This is a genomic window from Limnobacter sp. UBA3528, assembly GCF_002377005.1.
GTDB lineage: Bacteria > Pseudomonadota > Gammaproteobacteria > Burkholderiales > Burkholderiaceae_B > Limnobacter.
In genome coordinates this window covers 1-23,534 of record NZ_DFOZ01000017.1, presented here as the reverse complement: position 1 = coordinate 23,534, position 23,534 = coordinate 1, and the positions used below count along the sequence as shown (strand labels likewise).

Annotated in this window: 25 protein-coding genes; 15 read left to right on the top strand and 10 right to left on the bottom strand. The window is 52.6% G+C overall.

The genetic code is table 11. The features are described 5' to 3' along the window. Nucleotides 1-380 (top strand): hypothetical protein (locus B4N58_RS04465; RefSeq protein WP_291746252.1); only part of this gene is annotated, 380 nt, incomplete at its 5' end. 9 nt (nt 381-389) lie between these two features. Here B4N58_RS04465 and B4N58_RS04460 read toward each other — a convergent pair. Then, nucleotides 390-1,499, bottom strand: a complete 1,110-nt coding sequence (locus B4N58_RS04460) for a putative solute-binding protein (RefSeq protein ID WP_291746250.1) — start codon at nt 1,497-1,499, stop codon at nt 390-392. A 106-nt stretch (nt 1,500-1,605) separates the two neighbouring features. Further along, entirely contained in the window at nt 1,606-3,753 is a 2,148-nt protein-coding gene (locus tag B4N58_RS04455; RefSeq protein WP_291746247.1) for a TonB-dependent receptor, read from the bottom strand. Nucleotides 3,754-3,836: 83 nt separating this feature from the next. Here B4N58_RS04455 and B4N58_RS04450 point away from each other — a divergent pair, with 83 nt between their 5' ends. From B4N58_RS04450 to B4N58_RS04435, 4 genes are all read left to right on the top strand, one after another. Continuing rightward, nucleotides 3,837-5,087 (top strand): RNA polymerase sigma factor, encoded by a 1,251-nt coding sequence (locus B4N58_RS04450; protein ID WP_291746245.1) that lies wholly within the window; start codon nt 3,837-3,839, stop codon nt 5,085-5,087. 87 nt (nt 5,088-5,174) lie between these two features. Continuing rightward, nucleotides 5,175-5,591 carry a YybH family protein gene (locus B4N58_RS04445; protein ID WP_291746242.1) on the top strand — a complete coding sequence of 139 codons (417 nt, stop codon included), beginning with the start codon at nt 5,175-5,177 and terminating at the stop codon, nt 5,589-5,591. A 13-nt stretch (nt 5,592-5,604) separates the two neighbouring features. Next, a complete protein-coding gene (locus B4N58_RS04440; RefSeq protein ID WP_291746239.1) occupies nt 5,605-5,979 on the top strand; it encodes a YciI family protein in 375 nt (124 codons plus the stop codon). A 2-nt stretch (nt 5,980-5,981) separates the two neighbouring features. After that, complete coding sequence (locus B4N58_RS04435) at nt 5,982-6,368, top strand: YciI family protein (protein ID WP_008251254.1); 387 nt, start codon at nt 5,982-5,984, stop codon at nt 6,366-6,368. 22 nt (nt 6,369-6,390) lie between these two features. On the opposite strand, the gene B4N58_RS04430 is transcribed toward B4N58_RS04435, so the two are convergent. From B4N58_RS04430 to ycaC, 7 genes are all read right to left on the bottom strand, one after another. Then, complete coding sequence (locus B4N58_RS04430) at nt 6,391-7,065, bottom strand: histidine phosphatase family protein (protein ID WP_291746234.1); 675 nt, start codon at nt 7,063-7,065, stop codon at nt 6,391-6,393. After that, nucleotides 7,062-7,469, bottom strand: a complete 408-nt coding sequence (locus B4N58_RS04425; protein WP_291746231.1) for a DUF6285 domain-containing protein — start codon at nt 7,467-7,469, stop codon at nt 7,062-7,064. The genes B4N58_RS04430 and B4N58_RS04425 overlap by 4 nt, the downstream gene beginning before the upstream one ends. Beyond that, complete coding sequence (locus B4N58_RS04420) at nt 7,436-8,452, bottom strand: phosphotransferase family protein (RefSeq protein ID WP_291746228.1); 1,017 nt, start codon at nt 8,450-8,452, stop codon at nt 7,436-7,438. The genes B4N58_RS04425 and B4N58_RS04420 overlap by 34 nt, the downstream gene beginning before the upstream one ends. Nucleotide 8,453: 1 nt before the next feature. Continuing rightward, a complete protein-coding gene (locus B4N58_RS04415) occupies nt 8,454-9,227 on the bottom strand; it encodes an SDR family NAD(P)-dependent oxidoreductase (protein ID WP_291746225.1) in 774 nt (257 codons plus the stop codon). 9 nt (nt 9,228-9,236) lie between these two features. Beyond that, nucleotides 9,237-10,406, bottom strand: a complete 1,170-nt coding sequence (locus tag B4N58_RS04410; protein ID WP_291746222.1) for an acyl-CoA dehydrogenase family protein — start codon at nt 10,404-10,406, stop codon at nt 9,237-9,239. 107 nt (nt 10,407-10,513) lie between these two features. Next, nucleotides 10,514-11,404 (bottom strand): pirin family protein, encoded by an 891-nt coding sequence (locus B4N58_RS04405; protein WP_291746219.1) that lies wholly within the window; start codon nt 11,402-11,404, stop codon nt 10,514-10,516. A 23-nt stretch (nt 11,405-11,427) separates the two neighbouring features. Continuing rightward, nucleotides 11,428-12,048, bottom strand: coding sequence for an isochorismate family cysteine hydrolase YcaC (ycaC, locus tag B4N58_RS04400; RefSeq protein WP_008251246.1), 621 nt, complete (start codon nt 12,046-12,048; stop codon nt 11,428-11,430). A 124-nt stretch (nt 12,049-12,172) separates the two neighbouring features. Here ycaC and B4N58_RS04395 point away from each other — a divergent pair, with 124 nt between their 5' ends. The 7 genes from B4N58_RS04395 (at nt 12,173) to B4N58_RS04365 (ending at nt 20,631) form a co-directional block, all read left to right on the top strand. After that, entirely contained in the window at nt 12,173-13,087 is a 915-nt protein-coding gene (locus B4N58_RS04395; RefSeq protein ID WP_008251232.1) for a LysR family transcriptional regulator, read from the top strand. A 162-nt stretch (nt 13,088-13,249) separates the two neighbouring features. Beyond that, a complete protein-coding gene (gene katG, locus B4N58_RS04390) occupies nt 13,250-15,457 on the top strand; it encodes a catalase/peroxidase HPI (protein WP_291746214.1) in 2,208 nt (735 codons plus the stop codon). A gap of 102 nt (nt 15,458-15,559) precedes the next feature. Further along, complete coding sequence (locus tag B4N58_RS04385) at nt 15,560-16,672, top strand: enoyl-CoA hydratase/isomerase family protein (protein ID WP_291746211.1); 1,113 nt, start codon at nt 15,560-15,562, stop codon at nt 16,670-16,672. 140 nt (nt 16,673-16,812) lie between these two features. Next, nucleotides 16,813-18,927, top strand: a complete 2,115-nt coding sequence (locus B4N58_RS04380) for a TonB-dependent receptor (RefSeq protein ID WP_291746209.1) — start codon at nt 16,813-16,815, stop codon at nt 18,925-18,927. An 85-nt stretch (nt 18,928-19,012) separates the two neighbouring features. Next, entirely contained in the window at nt 19,013-19,513 is a 501-nt protein-coding gene (locus B4N58_RS04375; RefSeq protein ID WP_291746207.1) for an acyl-CoA thioesterase, read from the top strand. A 48-nt stretch (nt 19,514-19,561) separates the two neighbouring features. Next, nucleotides 19,562-20,104, top strand: coding sequence for a hypothetical protein (locus B4N58_RS04370; RefSeq protein ID WP_291746204.1), 543 nt, complete (start codon nt 19,562-19,564; stop codon nt 20,102-20,104). A gap of 26 nt (nt 20,105-20,130) precedes the next feature. Next, entirely contained in the window at nt 20,131-20,631 is a 501-nt protein-coding gene (locus tag B4N58_RS04365) for an SRPBCC family protein (protein WP_291746201.1), read from the top strand. Nucleotides 20,632-20,638: 7 nt separating this feature from the next. On the opposite strand, the gene B4N58_RS04360 is transcribed toward B4N58_RS04365, so the two are convergent. Beyond that, entirely contained in the window at nt 20,639-21,043 is a 405-nt protein-coding gene (locus tag B4N58_RS04360; RefSeq protein ID WP_008250748.1) for an NINE protein, read from the bottom strand. 158 nt (nt 21,044-21,201) lie between these two features. On the opposite strand from B4N58_RS04360, the gene B4N58_RS04355 reads away from it, so the two are divergent. The 3 genes from B4N58_RS04355 (at nt 21,202) to B4N58_RS04345 (ending at nt 23,534) form a co-directional block, all read left to right on the top strand. After that, nucleotides 21,202-22,248, top strand: coding sequence for a methyltransferase domain-containing protein (locus B4N58_RS04355; protein ID WP_291746198.1), 1,047 nt, complete (start codon nt 21,202-21,204; stop codon nt 22,246-22,248). 249 nt (nt 22,249-22,497) lie between these two features. Then, entirely contained in the window at nt 22,498-22,794 is a 297-nt protein-coding gene (locus tag B4N58_RS04350) for an HU family DNA-binding protein (protein ID WP_008250743.1), read from the top strand. A gap of 443 nt (nt 22,795-23,237) precedes the next feature. After that, complete coding sequence (locus B4N58_RS04345; protein WP_008250741.1) at nt 23,238-23,534, top strand: phenol hydroxylase subunit; 297 nt, start codon at nt 23,238-23,240, stop codon at nt 23,532-23,534.

The following is a 23,534-nucleotide window of genomic DNA, read 5'->3' as shown; positions in this document are numbered from 1 at the left end:
CCACCCCCGCAGCACTGGCGGGCGGGCAAGCCGACCTGTTTCCCATTGTGCCGCGCCAGCAACCGCCGGTGTTTCGCGTGTTGCTGATTCCGCGCGGACCTGGTGGACCGTATGCCAACCCGATCAGCAACCTCACCATTCCCACGCCCTACTACTCCATGCCCGGGCAGGTCAAAGGTGAATGCAAGGTGGGGCTCAACGGGGTCAGTTATCTTGAAGCGAGTATCGTGGCTGATCCGGACGACCCGCGTGCAGACGACTATCCCGGAGAATTCATTGGTGGCATGAACTGGGGACTTCACCTGATTGATGTATCAATTGCACAAGGCGATTTGATTCGCTTGGCACAACGCCAGGCGGCCAGCTTCTTGCGACAATGAAACGTTGCATTACTCCACATTCGTGCTGCACTCCGCAGCACTGGGTGTGTGGTGGCAACGCACCTTTTTCAGCAAACTCATCATGCGTTTGTCGTACACGCCTTCTTGCGTCAGTTGCACACGCGCCTGCTGCATCATCACATTGTATTTTTCCTGATCGGCAGGCGTCACGTTCATCCAGTATTTGGCGGGCACCTGCTTTTCAATGGTCCTAACTGCGTCCAATGCCTGGTCAATGAACCCCAAACCGAACTTGCGCATTTTTTTCAAGCGATCATCCAGATCAGGAATTTCCTTCTCCAAACGCGTGCGGTTGATAATGGCTGAACCCGTTACGTTCAACAGCGGCATTTTGTACACGCCGCCCTTGGTGCCAAGACCACGATAAAGCTCCAGCGGTGCAAAAGCCACCGCAGGCGCAGCCACAATATCGACCACACCATTGTTGAATTTTTGTGCAAAGTTTGTAATGTCGCTGGGCACAGCCTGCGCGCCCAATTGCTGAATCATCTTGGCCTGGCTTTTGTCCCAGTCCATCACAGCCACTTTTTTTCCTGCTGCCTTCTCAATCGAATCAATCGACCGGTCGTTCACCATCACATAGGCTGCGCCCAGTGGGGCCATGCCCACCACCTGGTACTTGCCTTGAATCGACAAATCGTACAAGGCGTCATTTCCCATCAGCACTTGCAAGGCTGTTTTTACATGATCGTAGGAAGGCAATGCACCCACCGCATCAAAGCTACCCATGAACTGGTTGAACAAACGCGCCCGCAATGTAGTGATGCCCACCGCCTCGCACTGACCGGTGCGAAAAGACTCTGTGGCAACGGTTTCATTGGTGTGCGGAATCAGTTCAGCAAATACATTCCACTTGCGTGCTTCCAGCGCAATGTCTTGCGCCACGCTGAACACCGGACCAGCCTTGCCCAAAATATCAAAAATGCAAATCTTGATGTGCAGCGGCTTGTCCAGGGGCTTCATCTCCTTCATCAGTTGGCGAGATACGTTGCCAATCAAATTCGGAGGAATTTCCGGACCTTTGACTTGAGAATGCGCGGGAGTGACAACAACAGCGCAGGCCAAAACCATTGAGGCAATCAGAATACGGGTGGGCATGGTGGTGTTCCAGTGAGGAGAAAAGTACTGCAACACAGATGTGACTGAGCGGTTACATCTTCAGCCATTCGCAGCGCAGGGTCAACACTGCGCTGCAACATACCCCTTAAAAATCTAGTGAGGCTGAGACGGTCAAAGTGCGTGGGTTACCAATCGTCAGGTAACCTGAACCCGGGAAACCGCCGGCAGATGCCCAGTAATTGCGATCCGTCACATTGTCCAAACGAGCACGCAAGGTCAGTGCTTGCTCGTTGCCCACTGGCATCACATAACGCACCCCGAAATCAAGGCGGGTCCACGAAGGTAGTTCCTGCGTATTGCCAGCATTGGCGTACTGACTGCTGGTGTAAATTGCGCGAGTCTCGAATGCAAGTCCCTGCACCTGTTCAGGGCTCCATTCAAGGCCCACATTGGCCTGTGCAGAGGGTGCACCAATAGCGTCCTGCCCATCGACATCGGTGTTCAACACGCTCAAGCCGCCCAGCACCTTGACGGTTTTGCTCGCTTTGCCGAAAGCCATAATTTCCAGGCCCTCGTTGGTTTGGTCACCAATTTGAGAAAACGTGTTGGTACCGTCAATCCCGTAACTGGGCTTCTCGCTTTGAAACACCGACACGGTACCACCCACGCTGCCGCCATCGTATTTCACACCCAGCTCAATTTGCTCGGTTTTGAAAGGTTTGAACACAGTGCCTGCATTGGTCACAGCCAGACTGTTTGCAGTCTGAGGCGCAGTTTCACCTTTTACTAAACCCTCAATGTAATTGGCATACACGGAATACTGCGGGTTGATCTTGAACACCACACCAGCAACCGGTGTAGTGGCGCTTTCCGAGTAGCTGGCTGTTTGAGAACCATCCGCTGCATTAAAACTCATCGCCTCGATTTCCTGATGCCGAGCTCCCAAGGTCAGCAACAATTTGTCATTCAGGAAAGCCATTGAATCTGCGATTGCGAAGCTGGAGTTTTTGGTGGTCTCTGTAACGAAAGGACTGTTGAAACTGCCGCCAGGAAAAGTCACTACTGTGGGCTGTGACACAGGCTGTGGATTGTAAATATTGCCTGAGAAGCTGTCATAGAAATTGAAGACATTTTTTGACTCCAATTCATAAATCATGGCCGAGGTGCTCACGGTGTGCTTCACTGCACCGGTGTTGAACTTGAAACGCAATCCAGCTTCAGCGGTTTGAATAGAATCTTCACGCACGTTCGCAAATCGGTTGGCATCATAATCGCCATTGGAGTCATCCACAGTCGGGTTGGCAAAATTGCCGGCCTCAACACCCTCCCGAATACCACCGGCCAACCAGCCAGTCACCGTGTCATTGAAATCATATTCAGCACGTACAGTGCCGAAAGTGTCCTCTGCGTTGGAGAAGGTCCAGGGCTGCGCAATGCTGCGGTCTGCCCGCGGTGTGGTTGGAATGGCAAGGCCGGCGCCAATGGTGATGTTGGGTTGCGAAGCCTGTAACTTGTGCTCCTGATAGCCCACATCGGCGGAAATTCTTAACCTGTCACTGCGGAAATCTGCGCCCACTGCGAACAAGCTTAGTTCACGCGATTCTCCTTCCACATTGGTGTCGCCGTCGCGCTTGGCCATGGTTGCTCGCACGCCAGTAGAACCATCGTTGAAACGGCGTGCAAAGTCACCTGCAAGGTAAGCCTCTCCGCCGTCCTGAATGCCCACGGTGGCCTGATTGATGTCGTAATTGGGTGCACGTTTGGGCACCACATTAATGGCGCCACCCAAGCCGCTGCCACCGGGTGCGGCACCGTTCAAAAATGCATTCGCACCGCGCAGCACTTCCACACGCTCCAGCAATTCCGAAGCTATGTACTGGCGTGGCAACAGACCATACAAACCGTTGTAGGACATGTCGTCCGAAAAAATTGGCAAACCGCGCACCAAATACACCTGCTGGAAGTTACCAAAACCACGTGCCACACGTACCGCCGGATCGTTCAACAACACTTCGCCCACACTGGCTGCTTGCTGGTCTTGAATCAGCTTCGAGGTGTAGCTGGTCAGATTAAATGGCGTGTCCATGTTCGATTGAGTGCCCAGCAAACCCACACGTCCACCCGAGGCCACCTGGCCACCCGCATATTCAGGAGCCAGACCCTCAGCCGATGCGTCGGCGCTGGCATTGACCTGCACGGAAGGCAACTCGGTGGTTTGGGCAAAAACAGGAGGACACAAAGCCGCGAACACAGCCAAGGTGAGACCATTTAATTTCGGATTCTGGGTGATCATGAGATGATTGGAAAAAATGAATAATCGTCCAATTATAATGATAATTATTATCATTTGTATTAACGAGTGTTAATTTCAACAACATGAATACTGACCTGCGACCCTGGCTCGACTCGTTTTACCAAGCTGAATCCCGCCGCATACTGGCCACACTGATTCGTTTACTGGGTGACTTTGATTTGGCTGAAGAATCCATGCACGATGCTTTCTCAATCGCCCTTCAACAATGGCAACGCCACGGCATACCCGCAAGTCCCCGCGCCTGGATGGTGTCAACAGCCCGCTTTAAAGCCATTGACCAAATTCGCCGGCGTGCGAAATTCGACACCTCGTTTGAAGATGTTGCAGATGAACTGGCTGAGCAACTACACCACGAACCTGCAGATGATGATGAAAGCATTGAAGACGACCGCTTGCGTTTGATATTCACTTGCTGCCACCCCAGCCTGTCGCCTGAAGCACAATTGGCGCTCACTTTGCGAGAGGTATGCGGACTTTCGACCGAAGAAGTGGCCAGTGCATTTTTAAGCACCACGCCCACCATTGCACAGCGCATTGTTCGCGCCAAAACAAAAATTCGCGATGCAAAAATTCCTTACGAAGTGCCACAAGCCGATCAGCTGCAGGAGCGTTTGCATGCTGTATTGCATGTGATCTATCTGGTATTCAATGAAGGCTACTCTGCCTCGAACGGCGAAGCCCTGATTCGCAAGGAACTCTGCAGCGAAGCCATCCGCCTGGGCCGCCTGCTGGTAGAACTGCTGCCGGAACCCGAAGCTGTGGGTCTGCTTGCATTGATGCTATTGAATGACTCTCGCAGAGCAGCACGCTGCACACCCGATGGCGATTTGATTTTGCTGGCAGATCAAAACCGCGAATTGTGGAATCAGGCACAAATCAGCGAAGGTTGCGAACTGGTACTTCAAGCGCTGGCCAGCCGCCGCTTTGGTGCCTACACGCTTCAAGCCGCGATCAGCGCTGTGCATGCGGAGGCCTCCCACGCCGAAGAAACGGACTGGATACAAATTGTTGGCCTTTACGACGCATTGCTTGAACACACCCATTCGCCAGTTGTTGCGTTGAATCGTGCCGTAGCAGTTGCAATGCGCGATGGCCCGCAAGCCGGGCTGACACTGCTCGACGAGCTGATGGCGCAAGGGCACCTGCACGACTACCACTTGGCCCATGCTACACGCGCAGATCTTCACCGGCGCCTTGGCCGCCTAAAGGAGGCCAAGGACGCATATCAAGAAGCGCTGCGCTTGACGAGGCAGGGGCCAGAACAACGATTTCTACAAAACCGCCTGAATAGTCTGGGAGAAATAAAAAAATAAAAATAATTTCAAACTATGTCGATTTCAATAAATGCCGTTCGACTAATTCATGAAGACCCCAACTTTAGGAAAAGCAAAGGAGTGAGCATGAACGCAATCAAGGCAGTACTGGAAAGCTGGCAGCAAGCTGTTGTTGATGAAAACCTGGACAAGATCATGAGCCATTACAGCGATGACATTGTGTCGTTTGATGCAGTCAAAGCGCTGCACATCATCGGCAAACCCAATTACACAGAACACTGGAAATACTGCATGCAGTTGTGCAGTGGCGGCATCATCTTTGAAATTCATCAATTGAATATCCAACACAGTGGCGATTTGGCCTTTTGCCATTACCTGTCGCGCTGTGGTTCGGTTCAAGACTTTGGCAATGAAAACGTTGGCTGGATGCGTGCCACCGTGTGCCTCCGACAGGAGAAGGATGAATGGAAAATTATGCATGAGCATTTTTCTTCACCATTCGACCCTGAAACCGGCAAAGCCATCTTCGATGCTCAACCTTGAGAGGCAACATGCCATGAAATACCTGTGCCTGGCCCACGAGGAAGAGGCCTTGTTCAAAGCCATGCCACAAGAGCAGTGGCTGGCTTTGAGGCAGGAAACCCTGGACTATGTGGAGTCGTTGAAAGCCAGCGGTCATCTGATCGCCACCCACGCGCTTCAAAGTGCAAACCATGGTGTACTGCTGCGAGTGCGCAATCAAAGGTTGATAACCACCGACGGGCCTTTTGCAGAAACCAAGGAACAACTGGGTGGTATTTTCTTGGTTGAAGCCCAGGACTTCAACGAGGCCTTGCGAATTGCATCGCAATGGCCTTCTGCTCGGCTGGGAACGATTGAAGTTCGTCCCATTGAAGAATCACTGCGCGAAGATTATCGCTACGGAGACTGAATATGAAATATCTGGCCTTGGTCTACTACGACGAGAGCATCATGAACGGCATGTCGCAACAGGAATGGGATGCGTTGAACAAGGAGTGCATCGCCTGTGTGGAAAACTTAAGCCGCAAAGGCCACTTCATTACGGGCAGCCCTTTGTTGCCAGTGAATACCGCGACCACCGTGCGGGTGCGCAACGGAAAAACACACACCACAGACGGTCCTTTTGCGGAAACCAAAGAACAGCTCGCTGGTTTTTACATGCTGGAGGCCAAAGACCTTAACGAGGCCATTGCACTGGCCGAGAAAATTCCACCCGCCCGCTATGGTTCAATTGAAGTTCGCCCTGCGCGTGAACTTGTAAGCCATGGCAACACCGCCGGCGGGGAACAAACGGGCTGATCTGGACTGGCCGCCGCCAAATTTACATCGACGTGTTCAATTGCGGCGGCAGGTGGCTTACACCATTGAAACTCAGCAGACTGACTTTGCCTTTGGAGTACAGCACCTCGGTCAGCGATGCATTTCGAATCACGCGAAGCAGGCTGTACCAACTGGAGTCGGGCAAGCCCATCACTTCACACATCAATGCAGCAATGGAGCCGGCCGAGGTCACCACCAATTCAACTTGCCCACTGGCCTGCTGTGCATGCGTATGCGCACTCAGCCATTGGCTCAACTGCGCACGAAAATCCTTCAGGCTCAATCGACCAGGAATGGTCACTTCGCCGTTGGCCCACGCACGGCAGGTTGCATCGTAATCATGCAAGACGTCGAGCCGTGAACGCCCCGCATCCAGCGCCATCGATCGACCCAGTAATTGTTCCGCAGCGCTGAAAATTTCTTCACCTTCAGCAAACTCGTCCAGTGCAGTATGTTGTTGGCTGGGAATGCCAAATCCACTTTCCTTAAGCAACAAGGCAGCCGTACCAGCCTGCCGCTGACGCGGACCGTGCAGCACCACATTGGGTTGCAAACCCTGATTGCACAACCACAGCCCGGTGGCACGGGCCTGGGCTTGCCCCAGTTCCGACAAGGCGTCGTAACGCGCCGCACCAAACGAGGCCTGGCCATGCCGCATCAGGATCAAGGTACTCATGGTTTGTTGCTCACCAATATTTTCGGGTTGCTGGCCAACAAACGATTTTTACCCTCAGCGCGCAAATGGCTCAATACCCCAGCACGCTCCGCTTTGTCGGGGTCTGCGCCACCGGCACGAATTCGAGCCGCCAATTCACGGTTGGCCCGAGCCACATCAAATACAGGTTCACCCATTACTTTGGCCAATCTATTTTGTTCTTCCTGTTCAAGCGCAGTGCCCTGCTGTAACTCACGTTGTGCAATCGACATGGCGTTCATCACCATCAACACATCTCGCTTGGCGTCACCCTGCAACAAAGGCAACACATTGTTTTTCAGCACATCGCGTGCGCACTGCAACAGCGATTCTCCCGTGGGTTGTTCACGCATCAGTTGTGCTCCGTCATGTTCAGAATTTCCCATTCCAGTTCCGGCACAATGTGGCCAGTCAGGGCCAACAGCAGTGAGTTTTCCTGACCGGAACAAAAGCGTTGTGCCTGTTCAATGGCCACCACCGCCCAACGCACATGCGCCATTACTTCCCAATAATGAATTTGGTCGCGATCAATGGTGCGACCAGACTCGGCCTCATAACCTTGGTAAAAATGTTCACGCAAACCAACGCCACCAGCCTGTAAACCGTCTTGCCCGAAGCGCCAACATTTCGCGCAGAACCAGCCAATGTCTTCCAGTGGATCACTCCACCCGGCGAACTCCCAATCCAGAATTCCGGTGAGTCCTTGTTCATCCACCATGTAATTGCCAGTGCGAAAATCGCCGTGTGCCAATGTAACCAAACCACGCGCTGGTGCATGTCGTTCAAGCCAACGCAAACCCCACCCCAACGCCGGGTAAGCCGTGTGGTGTTGATCCAGATAATTGCGATGTGTGTTGATTCGGTAAAGCGCCGGCGACTCAGTGTAGGTGTGCAAAAAATCGAGCGCCTCTACAGGCGGCTTGATCGAATGAATTCGCGCCAGCTCCCGACCCAATCGGTGAGCGAGTTCAACACGGTCAGGGGCGTAAGCACTGTTCTTCACCAGCACATGACCTGCGGCTGTACCCGCGATTCGACGCATCACAAAAAACGGGCGACCAAACACGGAGATGTCCGTACACAAACACAAGGGTTGGGGCACAGTGACACCTGCGTTGAACACGGTTTGCAACAAGGCAAATTCCTGCGCGCGGCCGTGGCTAATTGCCACGCCAGCGGTGGGAGAATCGCAACGCAATACGGTGTTGAGCACACCATCAAAAGCACCACCAATTACCCGCAAATCAAGCGCCCAGTTTTCTTGTACAGCACCGCCCGAAAGCAAGGCAGCTTTCAGAATTTCAACCCTGTCTGCGGCCAAGGTTTGTACCAAATAATTTTCAAGCGATTGTTGTTGAATGCTGTTCATATCAAAGCGCGCTGACCAAATGTCCACGATCCACAGCCACGCAAGCGCCTGTCATGCCCGCCCCTGCATTCGAGGCCAACAGTAACAGCGGCCCAGTCAAATCACTGAGCTCACAAAACTGCCGTGTTGGAATTCGCTTGCGTAATTTGTCGCCCAATTCGCTGGCCAAAAATTCACTGTTCATATCGGTGGCTACATAGCCGGGCAAAATTGCATTCACGCGGATGTTGTACCGCGCCAACTCTAGCGCCATGGCCTTGGTGGCCTGCACCAAACCCGCTTTCGAAATTGCATAAGGTCCCACTGCACCACCCACGCGCTCGCCCAAAATGGAAGCGATGTTCACAATCGATCCCGGCTTGCCTGCAGCAGCCAGGGCACGCGCAAGCTCGGTGCCCACCAGCCAGCAACCCTTTAAGTTGGTGTCCAGTATTTGGTCCCAGTCTTCTTCGGTTTGCTCCAGCATGGGTTTGGCAATCGACTGGCCCGCGTTGTTGACCAACACATCGGGTACACCATACTGCTTCACGATTTGAGCCATTGCGTTCTTCACAGAACTTGAATTGCTCACGTCCATGGCGACCGCATGGGCCACTGCGCCTGAAGCCTGAATTTGCTCCAACACTTGCTGCAATTTCTCGACATTGCGTGCACTCAATACCACCGTGGCACCTGCATGGGCCAACACCTGCCCAAAGTGTTTTCCCAAGCCACTGGAAGCACCAGTGACCAGCGCCAGTTTGCCCTGCATGGAAAACAGATCATTGTTGCTCATGGCGTTTCCTTATTTTTTATCCAGACCTGCAATCAGCTTTTTTCCCATGCTGAAACGGTGCACTTCACTGGGGCCATCATAAATTCTGAAGGCACGCATGTCGGTAAAAATGCGGCTTACAATCGTTTCGCCGGTCACGCCCTGCCCGCCCAAAATTTGTACACTGCGATCCACCACCCGCCACTCGGCTTCCGAGCAAACCACCTTCGCACGACTTGATTCAAAATTGCAACGCTCGCCCTGGTCCAGCATCCAGGCTGTGTGCCAAATGTGCAAACGCGCCGTGTGCAAATCCATTTCATTGTCGGCCAGCATGAAACTCACACCTTCATGTGCGCCCAGTTGCACACCAAAGGCTTGCCGCTTGCGGGCGTAGTCCAATGCAATGTCATGGGTGCGGCGCGCCTGGCCCAGCCAGCGCATGCAATGGGTTAAACGCGCCGGTGCCAAACGCACTTGGGCGTACCGAAAGCCCTTGCCGATTTCACCTAGAACACTGCTTTCGTGTACGCGCAAATTGTTGAACTTCAACACGCCATGTCCACCCGTGAAACAGGCATCCATCGCGTCCATAGTGCGCACATACTGAATGCCGGGCGCATCCATGTCGCTTAAAAACATGGTGGCGGTGCCGTCTTCCATTTTTGCCATGATGATTGCAAAACTTGCCCCTTCAGCGCCAGTGATAAACCACTTGTCACCATTGATCACATAATGATCGCCGTCTTTCACAGCCGTGGTTTGCATCATCGAAGGGTCAGCACCCGCACCGGGTGCAGGTTCGGTCATGGCGAAACACGAGCGAATTTTTCCCTGCACCATGGGTTTGAGCCAGCGTTCTTTTTGTTCAGGTGTAGCGACCACTTCGAGCAAGTGGATATTGCCTTCGTCAGGCGCATGAATGTTCATGGCCGTGGGACCCAGTGTGGAATAACCAGCCTCTTCAAAAGCGATTGCTTTTTCAATGTGACTCCAGCCACGTCCCCCCAGTTCTGTGGAGGCATGCGGGGTCAGCAAACCTGCTTTTCTCGCGAGGCCCACCAATTCCTCCCGCAATTCCTCCGAGGGACCGTGCGCAGTTTGTCGAGGGTCTTTTTCCAGGGGAATAATGTGTTCTGCAATGAAAGTTCGCACTTCGGCCTGAAGTGACTTCAATGCAGGGGTCAGGGAAAAATCCATGGGGTACTCCGTGTCAGTCGATTCTTCTACTGTAATCGAGTTCAACACGGCAGCCCGAACACAGGCCGCGTGGCTGACTTATGGATAACCCTGAAGGCCATCCATATTTATTTCCAAGGCAGCGCCGGTGCTGTTAATCGAGCAGCCAGGCCGGCGCTTGAAATTTCGTCTTTCACATCCCCAAACCGTGGCCCGCCCTGCTCCCATTCACGTTGAGCCTGCGCAATCGCTTCTTTACTGTGGCCCACAAAATTCCACCACATTTGCACCGGCGCATCAAAAGGCAAACCACCCAGCAGCAACACCCGCGAGTCGGTGCCCAAGGTCATCTCAAGCTTGTTCAAACCCGGTTCTAAATACGCAAACTCATCAGGTGTGTAAGTTTCACCCGCCACATTCACCTGCCCTGTCAAAGGCAGGTATCCGTATTCAAAATCCGGGTTCAAACTCAGGTTAACCGTGCCGCCCTGTTCGCTGAACAAATCCATGCCCAGCATTTCTGAATACACAGCAGTGGGTGCTTCCAAATCACCATAAACACCAGCCAGCAAAGTGTGTTGAATACCTTCAGAATGCCAAACGGGCAATTCCGGATAATGTGCAAAATCGGGTTCACAATCGGCCAGTTCTTCTGGCAAGGCGATCCACAATTGCGCAGCATGCAAGCGGCCGCCATTCACCACTGAATCTTCGGTGTGCACAATGCCATGGCCTGCAGTCATTAAATTCACTTGCCCGGGGCGAATAATCAGTTCATTGCCCAAGCTGTCTTTGTGAAGCACTTCGCCGTCGATCAGCCAGGTGAAGGTTTGCAAGGCCGTGTGCGGGTGTGCACCCACATGCATGCCTTTGCCGGGTGCAAAATTAACAGGCCCTGCATGGTCTAGAAAACACCATGCCCCCACCATGCGCTGGTGGCGACTGGGCAAGGCACGTTTCACCAACATGCCTTCGCCCAAATCGGCGCTTCGAAGTTCAATTCGTCTGATTTTGTTCATGTCAAAATCATAACGCCTTGCACTTATTTCGTCAGCGCGGTGTAGCTGGTAATCAGGTTGCGATAATCGGGAATGTGATTCGAGAACAAGGCACCCAAACCTTCAATGTCATTGCGCCAGTCGCGGTGCAATTCACAGGCCACGCCAAACCAGGTCATCAACTGGGCGCCTGCATTGCTCATTCTTTCCCAGGCAGAATGGCGCGTCAGTTCATTGAAGGTGCCCGATGCATCGGTCACCACAAACACCTCATAACCTTCTTCAAGGGCCGACAAGGCTGGAAATGCAACACACACCTCGGTCACGACACCCGCAATAATCAGTTGCTTTTTGCCGGTTGCTTTCACGGCAGCCAGGAATTCTTCGTTGTCCCAGGCATTGATCTGTCCGGGGCGTGCAATGTAAGGCGCATCCGGAAAAATCTCTTTTAGCTCAGGCACCAAAGGGCCGTTTGGGCCAGTCTCAAAACTAGTCGTCAAAATGGTGGGCAAGTTGAAATATTTGGCCAAATCAGCCAGCGCCAACACATTGTTTTTGAAGCGATCAGGATCGATGTCCCGCACCAGCGACAGCAAACCGGCCTGGTGATCAACCAACAGCACAGCAGCATTGTTTTTGTCGAGACGAATGTAAGGCTTGCTCATGTTGTCTTCCTTTTTACATTGACAGTTAATAATGGCAATATGCTATTGAAACAATCAATCTTTGATAAGCAGGCACAATTTCAACAAGTCGTTCTACAAATAGAACAATAACGAGCAAGCATTCATGGATCTAAACGACCTGTACTACTTCGCCAAAGTGGTTGAACACCAGGGTTTTTCGGCGGCAGCGCGCGCCTTGGGCATACCAAAATCGAAAATAAGCCGTCGAATTGCCGAGCTTGAAAAGCGCTTGAATACGCAATTGTTGTATCGCTCTACCCGCAAACTGCACATCACTGAAATCGGGAAAACCTATTACCAGCACTGCAAGGCCATGTTGATCGAAGCAGAGAGCGCACAGGAAGTGATTGAACACAATCACGCCGAGCCACGTGGCCTGATCCGCATGACTTGCCCTATTGCCCTGCTGCACGCACACATTGGCGACATGCTGGCCGAGTTTTTGGTGAAACATCCGCAAGTCACTGTCCACATGGAGGCCAGTAATCGTCGGGTGGACGTGGTGGCCGAGGGCGTCGACCTTGCCATACGGGTTCGCCCCTTGCCCCTGGACAGCAGTGATTTGGTGCTGAAAGTGCTCTCGGACAGGGGCCTGTGTTTGGTGGCCTCGCCCTGCCTGATCAACAAGATGGGCGCGCCCAAGCACCCGAAAGATTTGATTCATTGGCCAAGCTTGGGCCTGGGGCAAACCCAAGGCCAGGTTCAAACCGCTTTTGAGTGGTGCCTGACGCACGCCAGTGGCGAACGAATCGTCATACCTCATTCGCCACGGCTGGTCACGACCGACATGGTTGCATTGCGCGCCAGTGCCATGGCGGGTGTAGGTGTAGTTCAACTGCCCAACCTGATGGTGCCCAAGCAAGTGGCCAATGGCGAGCTGGTCAAGCTATTGCCAGACTGGTCGCCGCGTCGCGAGATCATTCATGTGGTGTTTCCTTCCAGACGCGGCATGTTGCCTGCCGTGCGCGCACTGATCGACTTTCTTTGCGAGAAGTACGACTCCTTCGACGAGGAGTGACCCATTTTTTTTCCGGTATTAATATGGAAGACATGCTGAAGGTCAAAAATATCAATTGCCCCTGCCTATAGGGTAAATTTATAAAAACAACTTGATTGATAGGATTTAGCACCCTACACTGAATTCAGCAGTTAATAATTAACGGCAACAAAGGAGAGATGTATGTCAAATGATGCAAAGTGCCCCTTCACGGGCGACGGTCCCAAAACAGCGATTGCCGGCACACCCACTAACGCAAGCTGGTGGCCCAACGCGTTGAACATTAAGTTGTTGAACCAGAACTCCCCATTGACAGACCCCATGGGTGAAGACTTCGACTATGTGGAAGAAGTCAAGAAACTCGACGTACCCGCCCTTCTGAAAGACCTGGAAGCGCTGTACACCAATTCCCAAGAGTGGTGGCCTGCCGATTATGGCCACTATGGCCCATTCTTCGTTCGCATGACATGGCACGCCGCTGGTACTTACCGTATCGCCGACGGCCGTGGCGGTGCTGGCACCGGCATGCAGCGTTTTGCGCCACTGAACAGCTGGCCCGACAACGGCAACCTGGACAAGGCACGTCGCCTGTTGTGGCCCATCAAGCAAAAATATGGCAAGCAGTTGTCATGGGCCGACCTGATTACCCTGGCCGGTACGTACTGTATGGACACCATGGGCTTCAAAACCTTTGGTTTCGCATTCGGCCGTAAAGACGTGTATGAGCCAGAGGAAGTGTACTGGGGCCCGGAAACTGAAATGCTCGCCACCAGCGACAAGGCCAACAGCCGCTACACTGGCAAGCGCGACCTTGAAAATCCATTGGCCGCTGTGCAAATGGGGTTGATTTACGTGAACCCTGAAGGTCCGGATGGCAATCCCGATCCCAAGCTTTCTGCACACGACATTCGCACCACCTTCGGTCGCATGGCGATGAACGACTATGAAACCGTTGCACTGGTTGCAGGCGGCCACACATTCGGTAAGGCCCATGGTGCGGGCAACCCAGCACTGGTTGGCCCTGAACCCGAAGCCGCACCCATTGAAGAGCAAGGCTTGGGCTGGATCAACAAGCACGGCACTGGCAAGGGTGGCGACGCCACCACCAGCGGTATTGAGGGCGCGTGGAAACCCAATCCCACCAAGTGGGACATGGGCTACCTGGAAACCCTGTTCAAGTACGACTGGGAACTGACCAAGAGCCCGGCCGGCGCGCAACAGTGGAAGCCTAAAGGCAATGCGGGTGCAGGCACAGTGGTTGACGCACACGACCCCAACAAGAGCCACCAGCCCATGATGACCACGGCTGACATGGCACTGCGCATGGACCCGGACTACGAGAAAATTTCTCGCCACTTCCTGGCCAACCCAGACGAGTTTGCCGATGCCTATGCACGCGCATGGTTCAAGCTGACTCACCGCGACATGGGCCCCAAGAGCCGTTACATTGGCCCACTGGTACCAGCTGAAGATTTGATCTGGCAAGACCCAGTACCCGCCGCGGATTACAAGCATGCCGACGAGGCCGACGTGGCTTCACTGAAAGCCAAAGTACTGGCCAGCGGCTTGAGCATTCCTCAACTGGTGCGCACAGCTTGGGCTTCAGCCTCCACATATCGCAACAGCGACAAGCGTGGTGGTGCCAACGGTGCCCGCATTCGCCTGGCCCCCCAGAAAAACTGGGAAGCCAACAACCCTGCTGAATTGAGCAAGGTGCTGGAGCAACTGGAAGGCATTCAGAAGCAGTTCAATGACGCAGGCAACGGCAAGAAAATTTCCATCGCCGACCTGATCGTGATCGCAGGTGCTGCCGGTGTTGAAGCCGCAGCCAAGAAAGCCGGTCACGACATCAAGGTGCCTGTTGCTTTGGGTCGTACAGACGCAACGCAAGATCAAACCGATGTGGACTCCTTCGAAGTTCTGGAGCCCACAGCAGACGGTTTCCGCAACTACGCCCGCAAAGGCCTGGAAGGAACCGCTGCCGAGCGTTTGATCGACAAGGCCAGCTTGCTGGGCTTGACTGCACCTGAAATGACCGTGTTGGTCGGTGGCCTGCGCGCCATGAACGCCAACGTAGGTGGTGCCCAGCACGGTGTGTTCACCAAGCGTCCAGAAGCACTGACTACGGACTTCTTCACCAACCTGCTCGACATGAGCACCAAGTGGAGCAAGTCAACCAGCGCCGACGGCGTGTTGGAAGGCCGCGACCGCAAGACAGGTGAAGTGAAGTGGACAGGTACGCTGGCTGACATGTGCTTCGGTTCAAACTCGCAACTGCGTGCTTTGTGCGAAGTGTATGCCGGTTCAGACGCCGAGAAGAAGTTTGTAAACGACTTCGTGGCCGCCTGGAACAAAGTAATGAACGCCGATCGTTTCGATCTGCACCATTAATTTGATCTGGTAGTTGCAAAAAGCCCGGTGCGAAAGCATCGGGCTTTTTTTATTGGTGTATCTTTTGCAGTCGCTCTGAAAACCTTACATCACAATCAAAACATGTCAGCACCTGTCACTTTCAGCACTTTCACCACCGCCAGTGGCCACAGTTTCGGGCATGCGGTTTTGAATAACCCTGCTGCGCTCAATGCGCTCACCTTGCCCATGATCGACCTGCTCGATCCGCAACTCAAAAGCTGGGCTGAAGACGATTCAATCGCAGGTGTGGTGCTCAGTGCTGCTGGCGACAAGGCCTTCTGTGCGGGAGGCGACGTGGTTAGTTTGCACCACGCCAGCAAGCGGGTGGAAACAGGTGTTGTACCGCCAGAAGCCGAGGCTTTTTTCGAGCGCGAATACAGGTTGGACTACCGCATACACACTTACCCCAAACCCATTCTGTGTTGGGCACACGGCATTGTGATGGGCGGTGGCGTTGGCCTGATGGTGGGCGCCTCACACCGTGTGGTCAGCCCGAATGCACGCATTGCCATGCCGGAAATTCACATTGGCCTGTACCCGGACGTGGCGGGCACCTGGTTTTTGCACCGCATGCCCGCGCGAACTGGTTTGTTTTTGGCGTTGACCGGCGCAATCATCAACGCAGGCGATGCCTTGATCGGCAATTGGGCCGATGCAGTGGTACCTCACGATCAATTTGCAACAGTACTCAAGGCGGTAGCGCAAACCAATTGGACTGGTCAATTCAACCCGGACAAAGCCGTGTTGTCAGAATTGCTCAAACAGTTTGAAGTGGAAGCACCCACCGGTTTAGTACATACACATGCAGAAGAGATCGATGCAGTAATGAATCAGAAATCATTGGCAGATATTGACCAGTCATTGCGAGAACTTCAACAAAGCAAAGTAAAGTGGCTTGCAAACGCAGCACAGGCCTATGCGCACGGGTCGCCCACCTCTGCAGCCCTGTCGTTTGAATTGATGAACCGCCACGCAGGCGCTGATCTCGCCGATGTGTTGCGGCTTGAATACCAGGCCTCGATTGGCTGTTGTGTTCACCCAGACTTTCCGGAAGGTGTACGCGCCTTGCTGGTTGACAAGGACAAATCGCCAAAGTGGAACCCAGCCAATTTGAATGCTGTCACTGCGGCAACCATTGTTGACCTGCTGAAACCCAGATTTGAGGGCAAGCACCCACTGAATGATTTGGATTGATTGCCAACAACAATTATTAAATAATAATTATTTCTATTTATTTCACTAAGAATACACCACACATCAGGATTGACACATAAGAATGATTATCATTACTGATAAATCAAATTCTTCCATTCATTCAATTCTTGGTGTGCACTATGTCTTTCAAACTCAAAACGACCGTCCTGGCAATGAGCCTGGCCGGCTTGTCCTCCGCTTGGGCGCAAAACAACGCCCTTCCTGAAGTCAAAGTTTCTGCGGAAACAGAAAGTAGCTCGGGCACCGTGCCCTATGCAGGTGGTCAGGTGTCACGCCAGGGAACACTCGGGGTTTTAGGCACCAACGATGTCATGGACATTCCGTTCAGCACGGTTAATTTCACATCCACCCTGCTTGAAAACCAACAGGCACGAACCCTGAAAGACGTACTTGAAAATGATGCCTCGGTGCGCGTACTCACAGGTACCGGCGGCTTTGGTGAAGACTTTCAAATTCGTGGTTTCAACGTGCCCAGTGGCGATGTTGGCTTGAATGGTTTGTATGGTCTGGTGTCCTCCAGCCGTTTGCCAATTGAAATTCTGGAACGCGTCGAGCTGCTGAAAGGCCCTGGTGCTTTGGTCAATGGCATTGCCCCCAATGGCAGTGTAGGCGGCGGAATCAATGTGGTCACCAAGCGTGCAGATGACATTCCACTGACAAGGCTTGAAACCAGCATTCAAAGCGAAGGTCAGGTAGGTGCACACCTGGACATTGGTCGCCGATTTGGCGAAAACAACGAATGGGGTGTTCGCTTCAACGGCGTGCTTCGCGATGGCGAAGGCAGTATTAAAAATGGCGATGCTGCACTGGGGCTTGCAGCCATTGGGCTGGATTACCGTGGCCGCCAATTGCGATGGTCACTCGATGCCTTTGAACAGCGTGAGGACATTGAGGAATTGCGCCCGCAAATTGGCATTCCAGCCACGTTGAGCGCGGTGCCTGCTCCACCCCCAGGCGACCTGAATTTTTACCCGGGCAACCCCCTAGAACTGCAAGACACCACCGTGGCGAGCAAGTTTGAATACGACATCAATGAGCACGTAACCACCTATGGTGGTTTGGGTTATCGCCAAGGCGATGCCACGCAGGTATTTCCTGTGACCGGAGGTGATCTGGATGAACAAGGCAACTTCACCGTGCGCGGTACGTTCTTTGACTCTTACTCCAAAACAAGCAGCATGGATGCTGGTGTTCGACTGAAGTTCAACACAGCCAGTGTGAAACACACCGTGAATGTGGGCGTCAGTTTGCTTGAACAGGAAAACGGCAATGTGTTTGTATCTGGCGGTGCCAATGTACCCTCGAATATTTACAACCCAACACCGTTACCACCAGTAGGGCAACCGCGCCGTGGCCCTGCCAAAGCCAGTGAAAGTACCTTGTTCAGTTATGTGTTGTCCGACACCATGGCGTTCATGGACGACCGCTTGCTACTCACCTTGGGTGCACGAGATCAAACCGTGGAGCAAGACGGCTTCAACACCACCACAGGTGCTGTAACCAGTTCCTACAACGCAAGCTCCATTTCCCCCTTGGTTGGCGTGGTGTTCAAAGCCACGCCCAGCACATCGATCTACAGCAACTACACAGAAGGCCTAACACGCGGCACCATTGTGGGCCCGGCATTTGCAAATGCGGGTGAAGTACTGGCCCCATTTAAATCGCCACAATTTGAAATTGGTGTGAAAAAAGATTGGGGACGCATTACAACCACCGCAGCGGTGTTTGAAATTTCCAGACCCAACCTGCAAACCAACGCAGCCACCAACACCTCAAACTACGATGGAGAGCAACGCAACCGAGGGCTTGAGTTGGGCGCATACGGCGAGGTCTTCCCGGGCCTGCGCGGCATGGCCAGTGCCTTGTTCAACGACGCTGAATTGAGCAGCACTGCAGGTGGTGTTAACCAGGGCAATGAAGCACCGAGCGTGCCCCGCCAAACCTTCAGCCTTGGCCTGGACTATGATTTGCCCTGGCTACCCAAAGCCAGCGTGAATGGTCGCATCATCAACACCTCCGAAATGGCAGTGAATGCAGCCAACAACCTGAGTGTGGCTGGATGGACACGCTACGACATTGGTGCCCAATACCGCACCAGCCTGGGCAACAAACCCCTGATATTGCGCGCCAATATTGAAAACCTCACCGATGAAAACTACTGGTTGGTCAGCGGCACGTTTGCCTCAGTTGCAGCACCGCGTACGTTCATCGTGTCGGCTTCAGTGGATTTTTAAGCAAGACTTTCATTGACTTGGATCTCGGGTGGCGGTCAAATCACAGCTTGTTGTTTTCAACTCTGTGTTTGGCACCACCCACTTCATGACCAACTCGAACATTTTCAAAGACAGCGATATTCAAACCATCGCCGCAAGCGACACACCATCAGGCGTGTGGCAATGCACCCCACAATTTGTGGGCAAGTTAACGGTGCAGCCAGAACATCTCGACGAATTTGAACACACCAACAACACCATTTACCTGGTGTGGATGCAGGCCATTGCGGCGCTGCATTCAGCTCAACTGGGACTAACCTTTCAAGACTTTGTAGAATTGGGCTATGGCTGCGTGGCACGCCAGCATCACCTGGAATACAAACGCCCCACCTTCGCCGGGGACATGCTGTGGGTGGCCACCTGGATCAGTCACAACGAGGGCAAAGCCGACATGACCCGCCAATACCAGTTTGTGCGAGAAAGTGACCAAGCCACAGTGATGCTGGGGCACACCCAGTGGGTATGCATCGACATGAAAACCGGCAGGCCTAAAAAGCAGCCGCCCCGTTTTATTGAAGCTTACCGGGCAGTGATCCATCCCAACTAAACCAACAGTCGTTACACTGTTAAAAATTGTTGAATAGTTGGTAATGTGATGACAGACAGAATACTGGTACTGAACGAAAAGTTCGCCTGCACCATGGGCTTGGCCGTGTTCATCGGCGTACCGGGCGCAACGCACGATCACGCGCATTGGACACACCAAATTGCAATCGACATGGACGGCCACGATGTGGAATGCTTTTGCGATGGGCAATGGATCAGATCAGTCGGCGTGTTTGTGCCAGCGGGTCACCCCCATCGAGTTGACAGCGGCCGCCAAATAAACTTGTTTTTTGATGCGACGGTAGACTGGATCGACGAAATATTCGGCGGAGCACTCGACACTTCTTGCGGAAGGGTGCTGGACCGAGACACTCTGCAAGGCATTCAAAGCTGTTTTTATGAAGGAATAGACATCGAAACCGGCATGTCAGTTTTTGCCGAAGCCTTCGAGTTGAAACGCCAAAACATGATCAACCCGAACATTGAGCGCCGCTGGGAAGAGGTGTTAAAAAAGGTGCAAGCAATTCAGAAAGATCAAGGTGACAAAACCGATCCTGAATACAGCAAGCTTGGTGCATTGTTTATGGCGTAAATGCTCTACATCAAAGGAAATACAACATGGCCATTTGGTTCGACCTCGACAAGGTCACTGACGAATCGTTTTTCGACACAGCCCCACTTCGCTTTGAATACTCAATGCACTTGGATGCCACGGCTGACGAAGTGTGGGCTGGCCTTGTGGCTGACAAACCACTGGCGTGGTGCAAAGCATTGAACGGCCGCTACACCAGCGAAAGGCCCTTTCGCGTGGGTACCACCCGGGAAGTGGCAGCCAACTTCAACACCATCAAACTGAAAGAGCGATTCTTCATTTGGGATGAAGCTGAACGCCGACATGCCTTTTACGTGGAACAGGCCAACGCCCCTGCATTCAAGCAGTTTGCAGAACTGTATGAGGTCACGCCGACTGAGAAGGGCTGCATATTTGTGTGGAAATTTGCAATGGCTGGGCGTTTCGGGCTGGGCCTACCTTTAAAGCTGATTAGCCCTGCCGCCAAACTGGCTTTGTTCGATGGGTTCATACGCGACACCAAGAAATATTTCGGTACCGTGAAATAAACCGGTTTCAGTTCAAAGTGCCGTCGCGGTGCAGCTCATCGATTTGGTCATTCAAGGTGCACCAGTCATAAATGATGCCAATACCAAACAGACCCACGGTCAGCAGGTAGATCAAACCGGTGATCCATTTGCGTTGGTAAAAGCGGTGAATGCCAAACACGCCAAGGAAGGTGAGCAACACCCAGGCAATGTTGTAATTGATCGGGCCTTGCAGAAAGCGACGATCGGCGCTTTTGTCCATGCTCGGTATCAAGAACAAATCCACAATCCAGCCGATCAAGAACAAGCCGAGCGTAAAGAACCAGATGATGCCGGAGATGGGCCTGCCGTAATAAAAACGGTGAGCGCCCATGAAACCGAAAATCCAGAGAATGTATCCGATGACGATACTGTGGCTGTTGTTGTTGGTCATATACGATCAATAAGCGTGTTTCAATTTCCAGACCATACCACAAGCAACTCATTCTTCAGTCGCGTATTCCTGTAACCGGGGGCAAGTAACTTTTCGGCGCAGGCAGGCGAATTACGGCAGTGCTCAACGCAAACAGCCTTCAACACAGGAATTACACCATGTATGACGCAGTCAAGAACTATTACGGCAAAGAACTACAAAGCAGCAGTGATCTGAAAACCACCGCCTGTTGTGATTTTTCATCCATGCCTGCATGGCTGAAACCATTGCTGTCCAATATTCACGACGAAGTGCTAAGCCGCTATTACGGATGTGGCTTGGTGTGCCCAACAGACTTGAAGGGGAAACGAATTCTCGACCTCGGCTCCGGCTCTGGGCGCGATGTGTATGCCCTTGCACAACTGGTTGGTGAAACTGGCCATGTAGTGGGTGTGGACATGACCGAGGAACAACTGGCAGTGGCCAACCGGCACATCGAATACCACCGGAAAAAATTTGGATACTCACACAGCAACGTTACCTTCATTCAAGGCTACATTGAACGACTCGATGAACTGGGTCTGGAGAAAAACAGTTTTGATGTGATCGTTTCAAACTGTGTGGTTAATCTTTCGCCCGACAAAGACGCTGTCATGCGCCAGGCCTACGAGCTGCTGAAACCAGGTGGCGAATTTTACTTCTCCGATGTGTATTCAGACCGCAGAATTTCTCCACATGTGGCCAGTGACCCGGTTCTCTACGGCGAATGCCTGGGTGGTGCCCTGTATTGGAACGACTTCTTGCGCGTGGCTACAAAAAACGGTTTCACCGATCCGCGTTTGGTTGAAGACCGCCCCCTGGAGATTACCGACGAACGTTTAAGTCAGCTGGTTGGGCAAACCCGCTTTTACTCGGCCACTTACCGCCTGTTCAAGCTGGACGGTTTGGAAACAGCATGTGAAGACCACGGCCAGGCAGTGATTTACAAGGGCACCAGCGAAAACCAGCCACACGGCTTCTTGCTGGACAAACACCACTTCATGGAAACCGGCAAGGTTTTCCCCGTGTGCGGCAACACTTTCCGTATGTTGCAAAACACGCGCTTCAAAGAACACTTCCAGTTCATTGGCGACTTTTCCAGACACTACGGAATTTTTCAAGGTTGCGGCAGTTCCATACCATTCGAACAAGGAACTAATTCAGCAATTTTAGGGGCTTGTTGCTAAGCAGAAATTTAGTACACGTGACTGCATAGGAAACCACGCAGTTAGTGTTCAATCGGCGTCAATGCGCGTGCCCTTAAAAAGTGAACAAGTACGCAGCGTGATCACCAACTTGGGCAGTGAAGACGCGTTTTCCCGAATTCTGCATCCCAATCTGCAAATAATTAGGCCCAAAACAGCCTGAACCCCTTGATACATGCAGTTTTCCGTGGAATATTATCTACGCTCATTAACTCTTTGGAATTACTAACAATGAATAAAACCGAATTGATTGACGCAATCGCCACAAAAAGCGAATGCTCCAAGGCCGCAGCCGGTAAAATGCTAGATGCTTTCATCGACACCGTAAGCCAACAAATGGCTGATGGCGACAAAGTTGTGTTGGTTGGGTTTGGTACATTCCAAACCGGCGCACGCGCAGCCCGTGAGGGTCGTAACCCACGCACAGGCGAAACAATCAAGATTGCAGCCGCTGTAGTACCAAAATTTACGCCAGGCCAAGGTCTTAAGACCAAAGTAAACACAAAGCCTGCCAAGAAAAAGAAATAAACAAAGACACAAAACTCAAGCTTCAAACCGTTGCTTCCTGGTTTCGGTTTCGGACCCCCGCTGGTGCATACCTCGCGGGGGTTTGTTTTTAAAGCACGTCAAATCTGGCGACAGAGCGGTAACAAAAAGGCCACGCGCGATATCGTTACTGGCAACGCTACTACTTTGTTAAAAGGAGTGAAGTCAACGCGGTCGTACAGATTCGTAGTGCAATCTGAACAATCATCCATGCGTCAACATTCGACTCCGGACGGAATCGGTTTGAAACACGCATCCACTTCATCATTTGATCAACTTGCACCGCAGCAATTGATCTTTTCAATACCCGTAAATTTCTTAGAATTCCCCCTCTATTTTTTTACTACCTAATAATTTCAATCACTTAGAGCACCTGGCACATCCCTTGCCCCTTCTACTAGGGAAATCAAGCAAGAGGGTTCCAAATGATCAAAGAAGTCAAAACATCAAAAAGCGACACCCCGCCACCGGAGATGAACGGAATTCTGGAGGCATCAATTCCACGCTATGTGCGTGTGACCGGCACCTTGAACAATCGCTTTGTCGAGTTCGAGTTTTCGATTGGCGATCCAGAGCTGTGCGTGGAACTGGTCATGCAGTTTGAGCAGTTCCGAGAGTTCTGCAAACAGCACAAGGCCGTTGAGCTAACCGCCGAACAATGCGCCTGGCTGGATTACGAAAGGCTGAAATGGCAGTTTGGCCAGGCCGGCGTCAGCGAATAA

Coding starts and splice junctions, on each gene's coding strand:
- B4N58_RS04455 (WP_291746247.1), bottom strand. CDS start 3,753: ATGATCACCCAGAATCCGAAATTAAATGGTCTCACCTTGGCTGTGTTC.
- B4N58_RS04355 (WP_291746198.1), top strand. CDS start 21,202: ATGTATGACGCAGTCAAGAACTATTACGGCAAAGAACTACAAAGCAGC.
- B4N58_RS04430 (WP_291746234.1), bottom strand. CDS start 7,065: ATGAGTACCTTGATCCTGATGCGGCATGGCCAGGCCTCGTTTGGTGCG.
- B4N58_RS04425 (WP_291746231.1), bottom strand. CDS start 7,469: ATGGGAAATTCTGAACATGACGGAGCACAACTGATGCGTGAACAACCC.
- B4N58_RS04375 (WP_291746207.1), top strand. CDS start 19,013: ATGACCAACTCGAACATTTTCAAAGACAGCGATATTCAAACCATCGCC.
- ycaC (WP_008251246.1), bottom strand. CDS start 12,048: ATGAGCAAGCCTTACATTCGTCTCGACAAAAACAATGCTGCTGTGCTG.
- B4N58_RS04345 (WP_008250741.1), top strand. CDS start 23,238: ATGATCAAAGAAGTCAAAACATCAAAAAGCGACACCCCGCCACCGGAG.
- B4N58_RS04440 (WP_291746239.1), top strand. CDS start 5,605: ATGAAATACCTGTGCCTGGCCCACGAGGAAGAGGCCTTGTTCAAAGCC.
- B4N58_RS04380 (WP_291746209.1), top strand. CDS start 16,813: ATGTCTTTCAAACTCAAAACGACCGTCCTGGCAATGAGCCTGGCCGGC.
- B4N58_RS04360 (WP_008250748.1), bottom strand. CDS start 21,043: ATGACCAACAACAACAGCCACAGTATCGTCATCGGATACATTCTCTGG.
- B4N58_RS04435 (WP_008251254.1), top strand. CDS start 5,982: ATGAAATATCTGGCCTTGGTCTACTACGACGAGAGCATCATGAACGGC.
- B4N58_RS04370 (WP_291746204.1), top strand. CDS start 19,562: ATGACAGACAGAATACTGGTACTGAACGAAAAGTTCGCCTGCACCATG.
- B4N58_RS04410 (WP_291746222.1), bottom strand. CDS start 10,406: ATGGATTTTTCCCTGACCCCTGCATTGAAGTCACTTCAGGCCGAAGTG.
- B4N58_RS04395 (WP_008251232.1), top strand. CDS start 12,173: ATGGATCTAAACGACCTGTACTACTTCGCCAAAGTGGTTGAACACCAG.
- katG (WP_291746214.1), top strand. CDS start 13,250: ATGTCAAATGATGCAAAGTGCCCCTTCACGGGCGACGGTCCCAAAACA.
- B4N58_RS04365 (WP_291746201.1), top strand. CDS start 20,131: ATGGCCATTTGGTTCGACCTCGACAAGGTCACTGACGAATCGTTTTTC.
- B4N58_RS04420 (WP_291746228.1), bottom strand. CDS start 8,452: ATGAACAGCATTCAACAACAATCGCTTGAAAATTATTTGGTACAAACC.
- B4N58_RS04445 (WP_291746242.1), top strand. CDS start 5,175: ATGAACGCAATCAAGGCAGTACTGGAAAGCTGGCAGCAAGCTGTTGTT.
- B4N58_RS04460 (WP_291746250.1), bottom strand. CDS start 1,499: ATGCCCACCCGTATTCTGATTGCCTCAATGGTTTTGGCCTGCGCTGTT.
- B4N58_RS04405 (WP_291746219.1), bottom strand. CDS start 11,404: ATGAACAAAATCAGACGAATTGAACTTCGAAGCGCCGATTTGGGCGAA.
- B4N58_RS04385 (WP_291746211.1), top strand. CDS start 15,560: ATGTCAGCACCTGTCACTTTCAGCACTTTCACCACCGCCAGTGGCCAC.
- B4N58_RS04350 (WP_008250743.1), top strand. CDS start 22,498: ATGAATAAAACCGAATTGATTGACGCAATCGCCACAAAAAGCGAATGC.
- B4N58_RS04450 (WP_291746245.1), top strand. CDS start 3,837: ATGAATACTGACCTGCGACCCTGGCTCGACTCGTTTTACCAAGCTGAA.
- B4N58_RS04415 (WP_291746225.1), bottom strand. CDS start 9,227: ATGAGCAACAATGATCTGTTTTCCATGCAGGGCAAACTGGCGCTGGTC.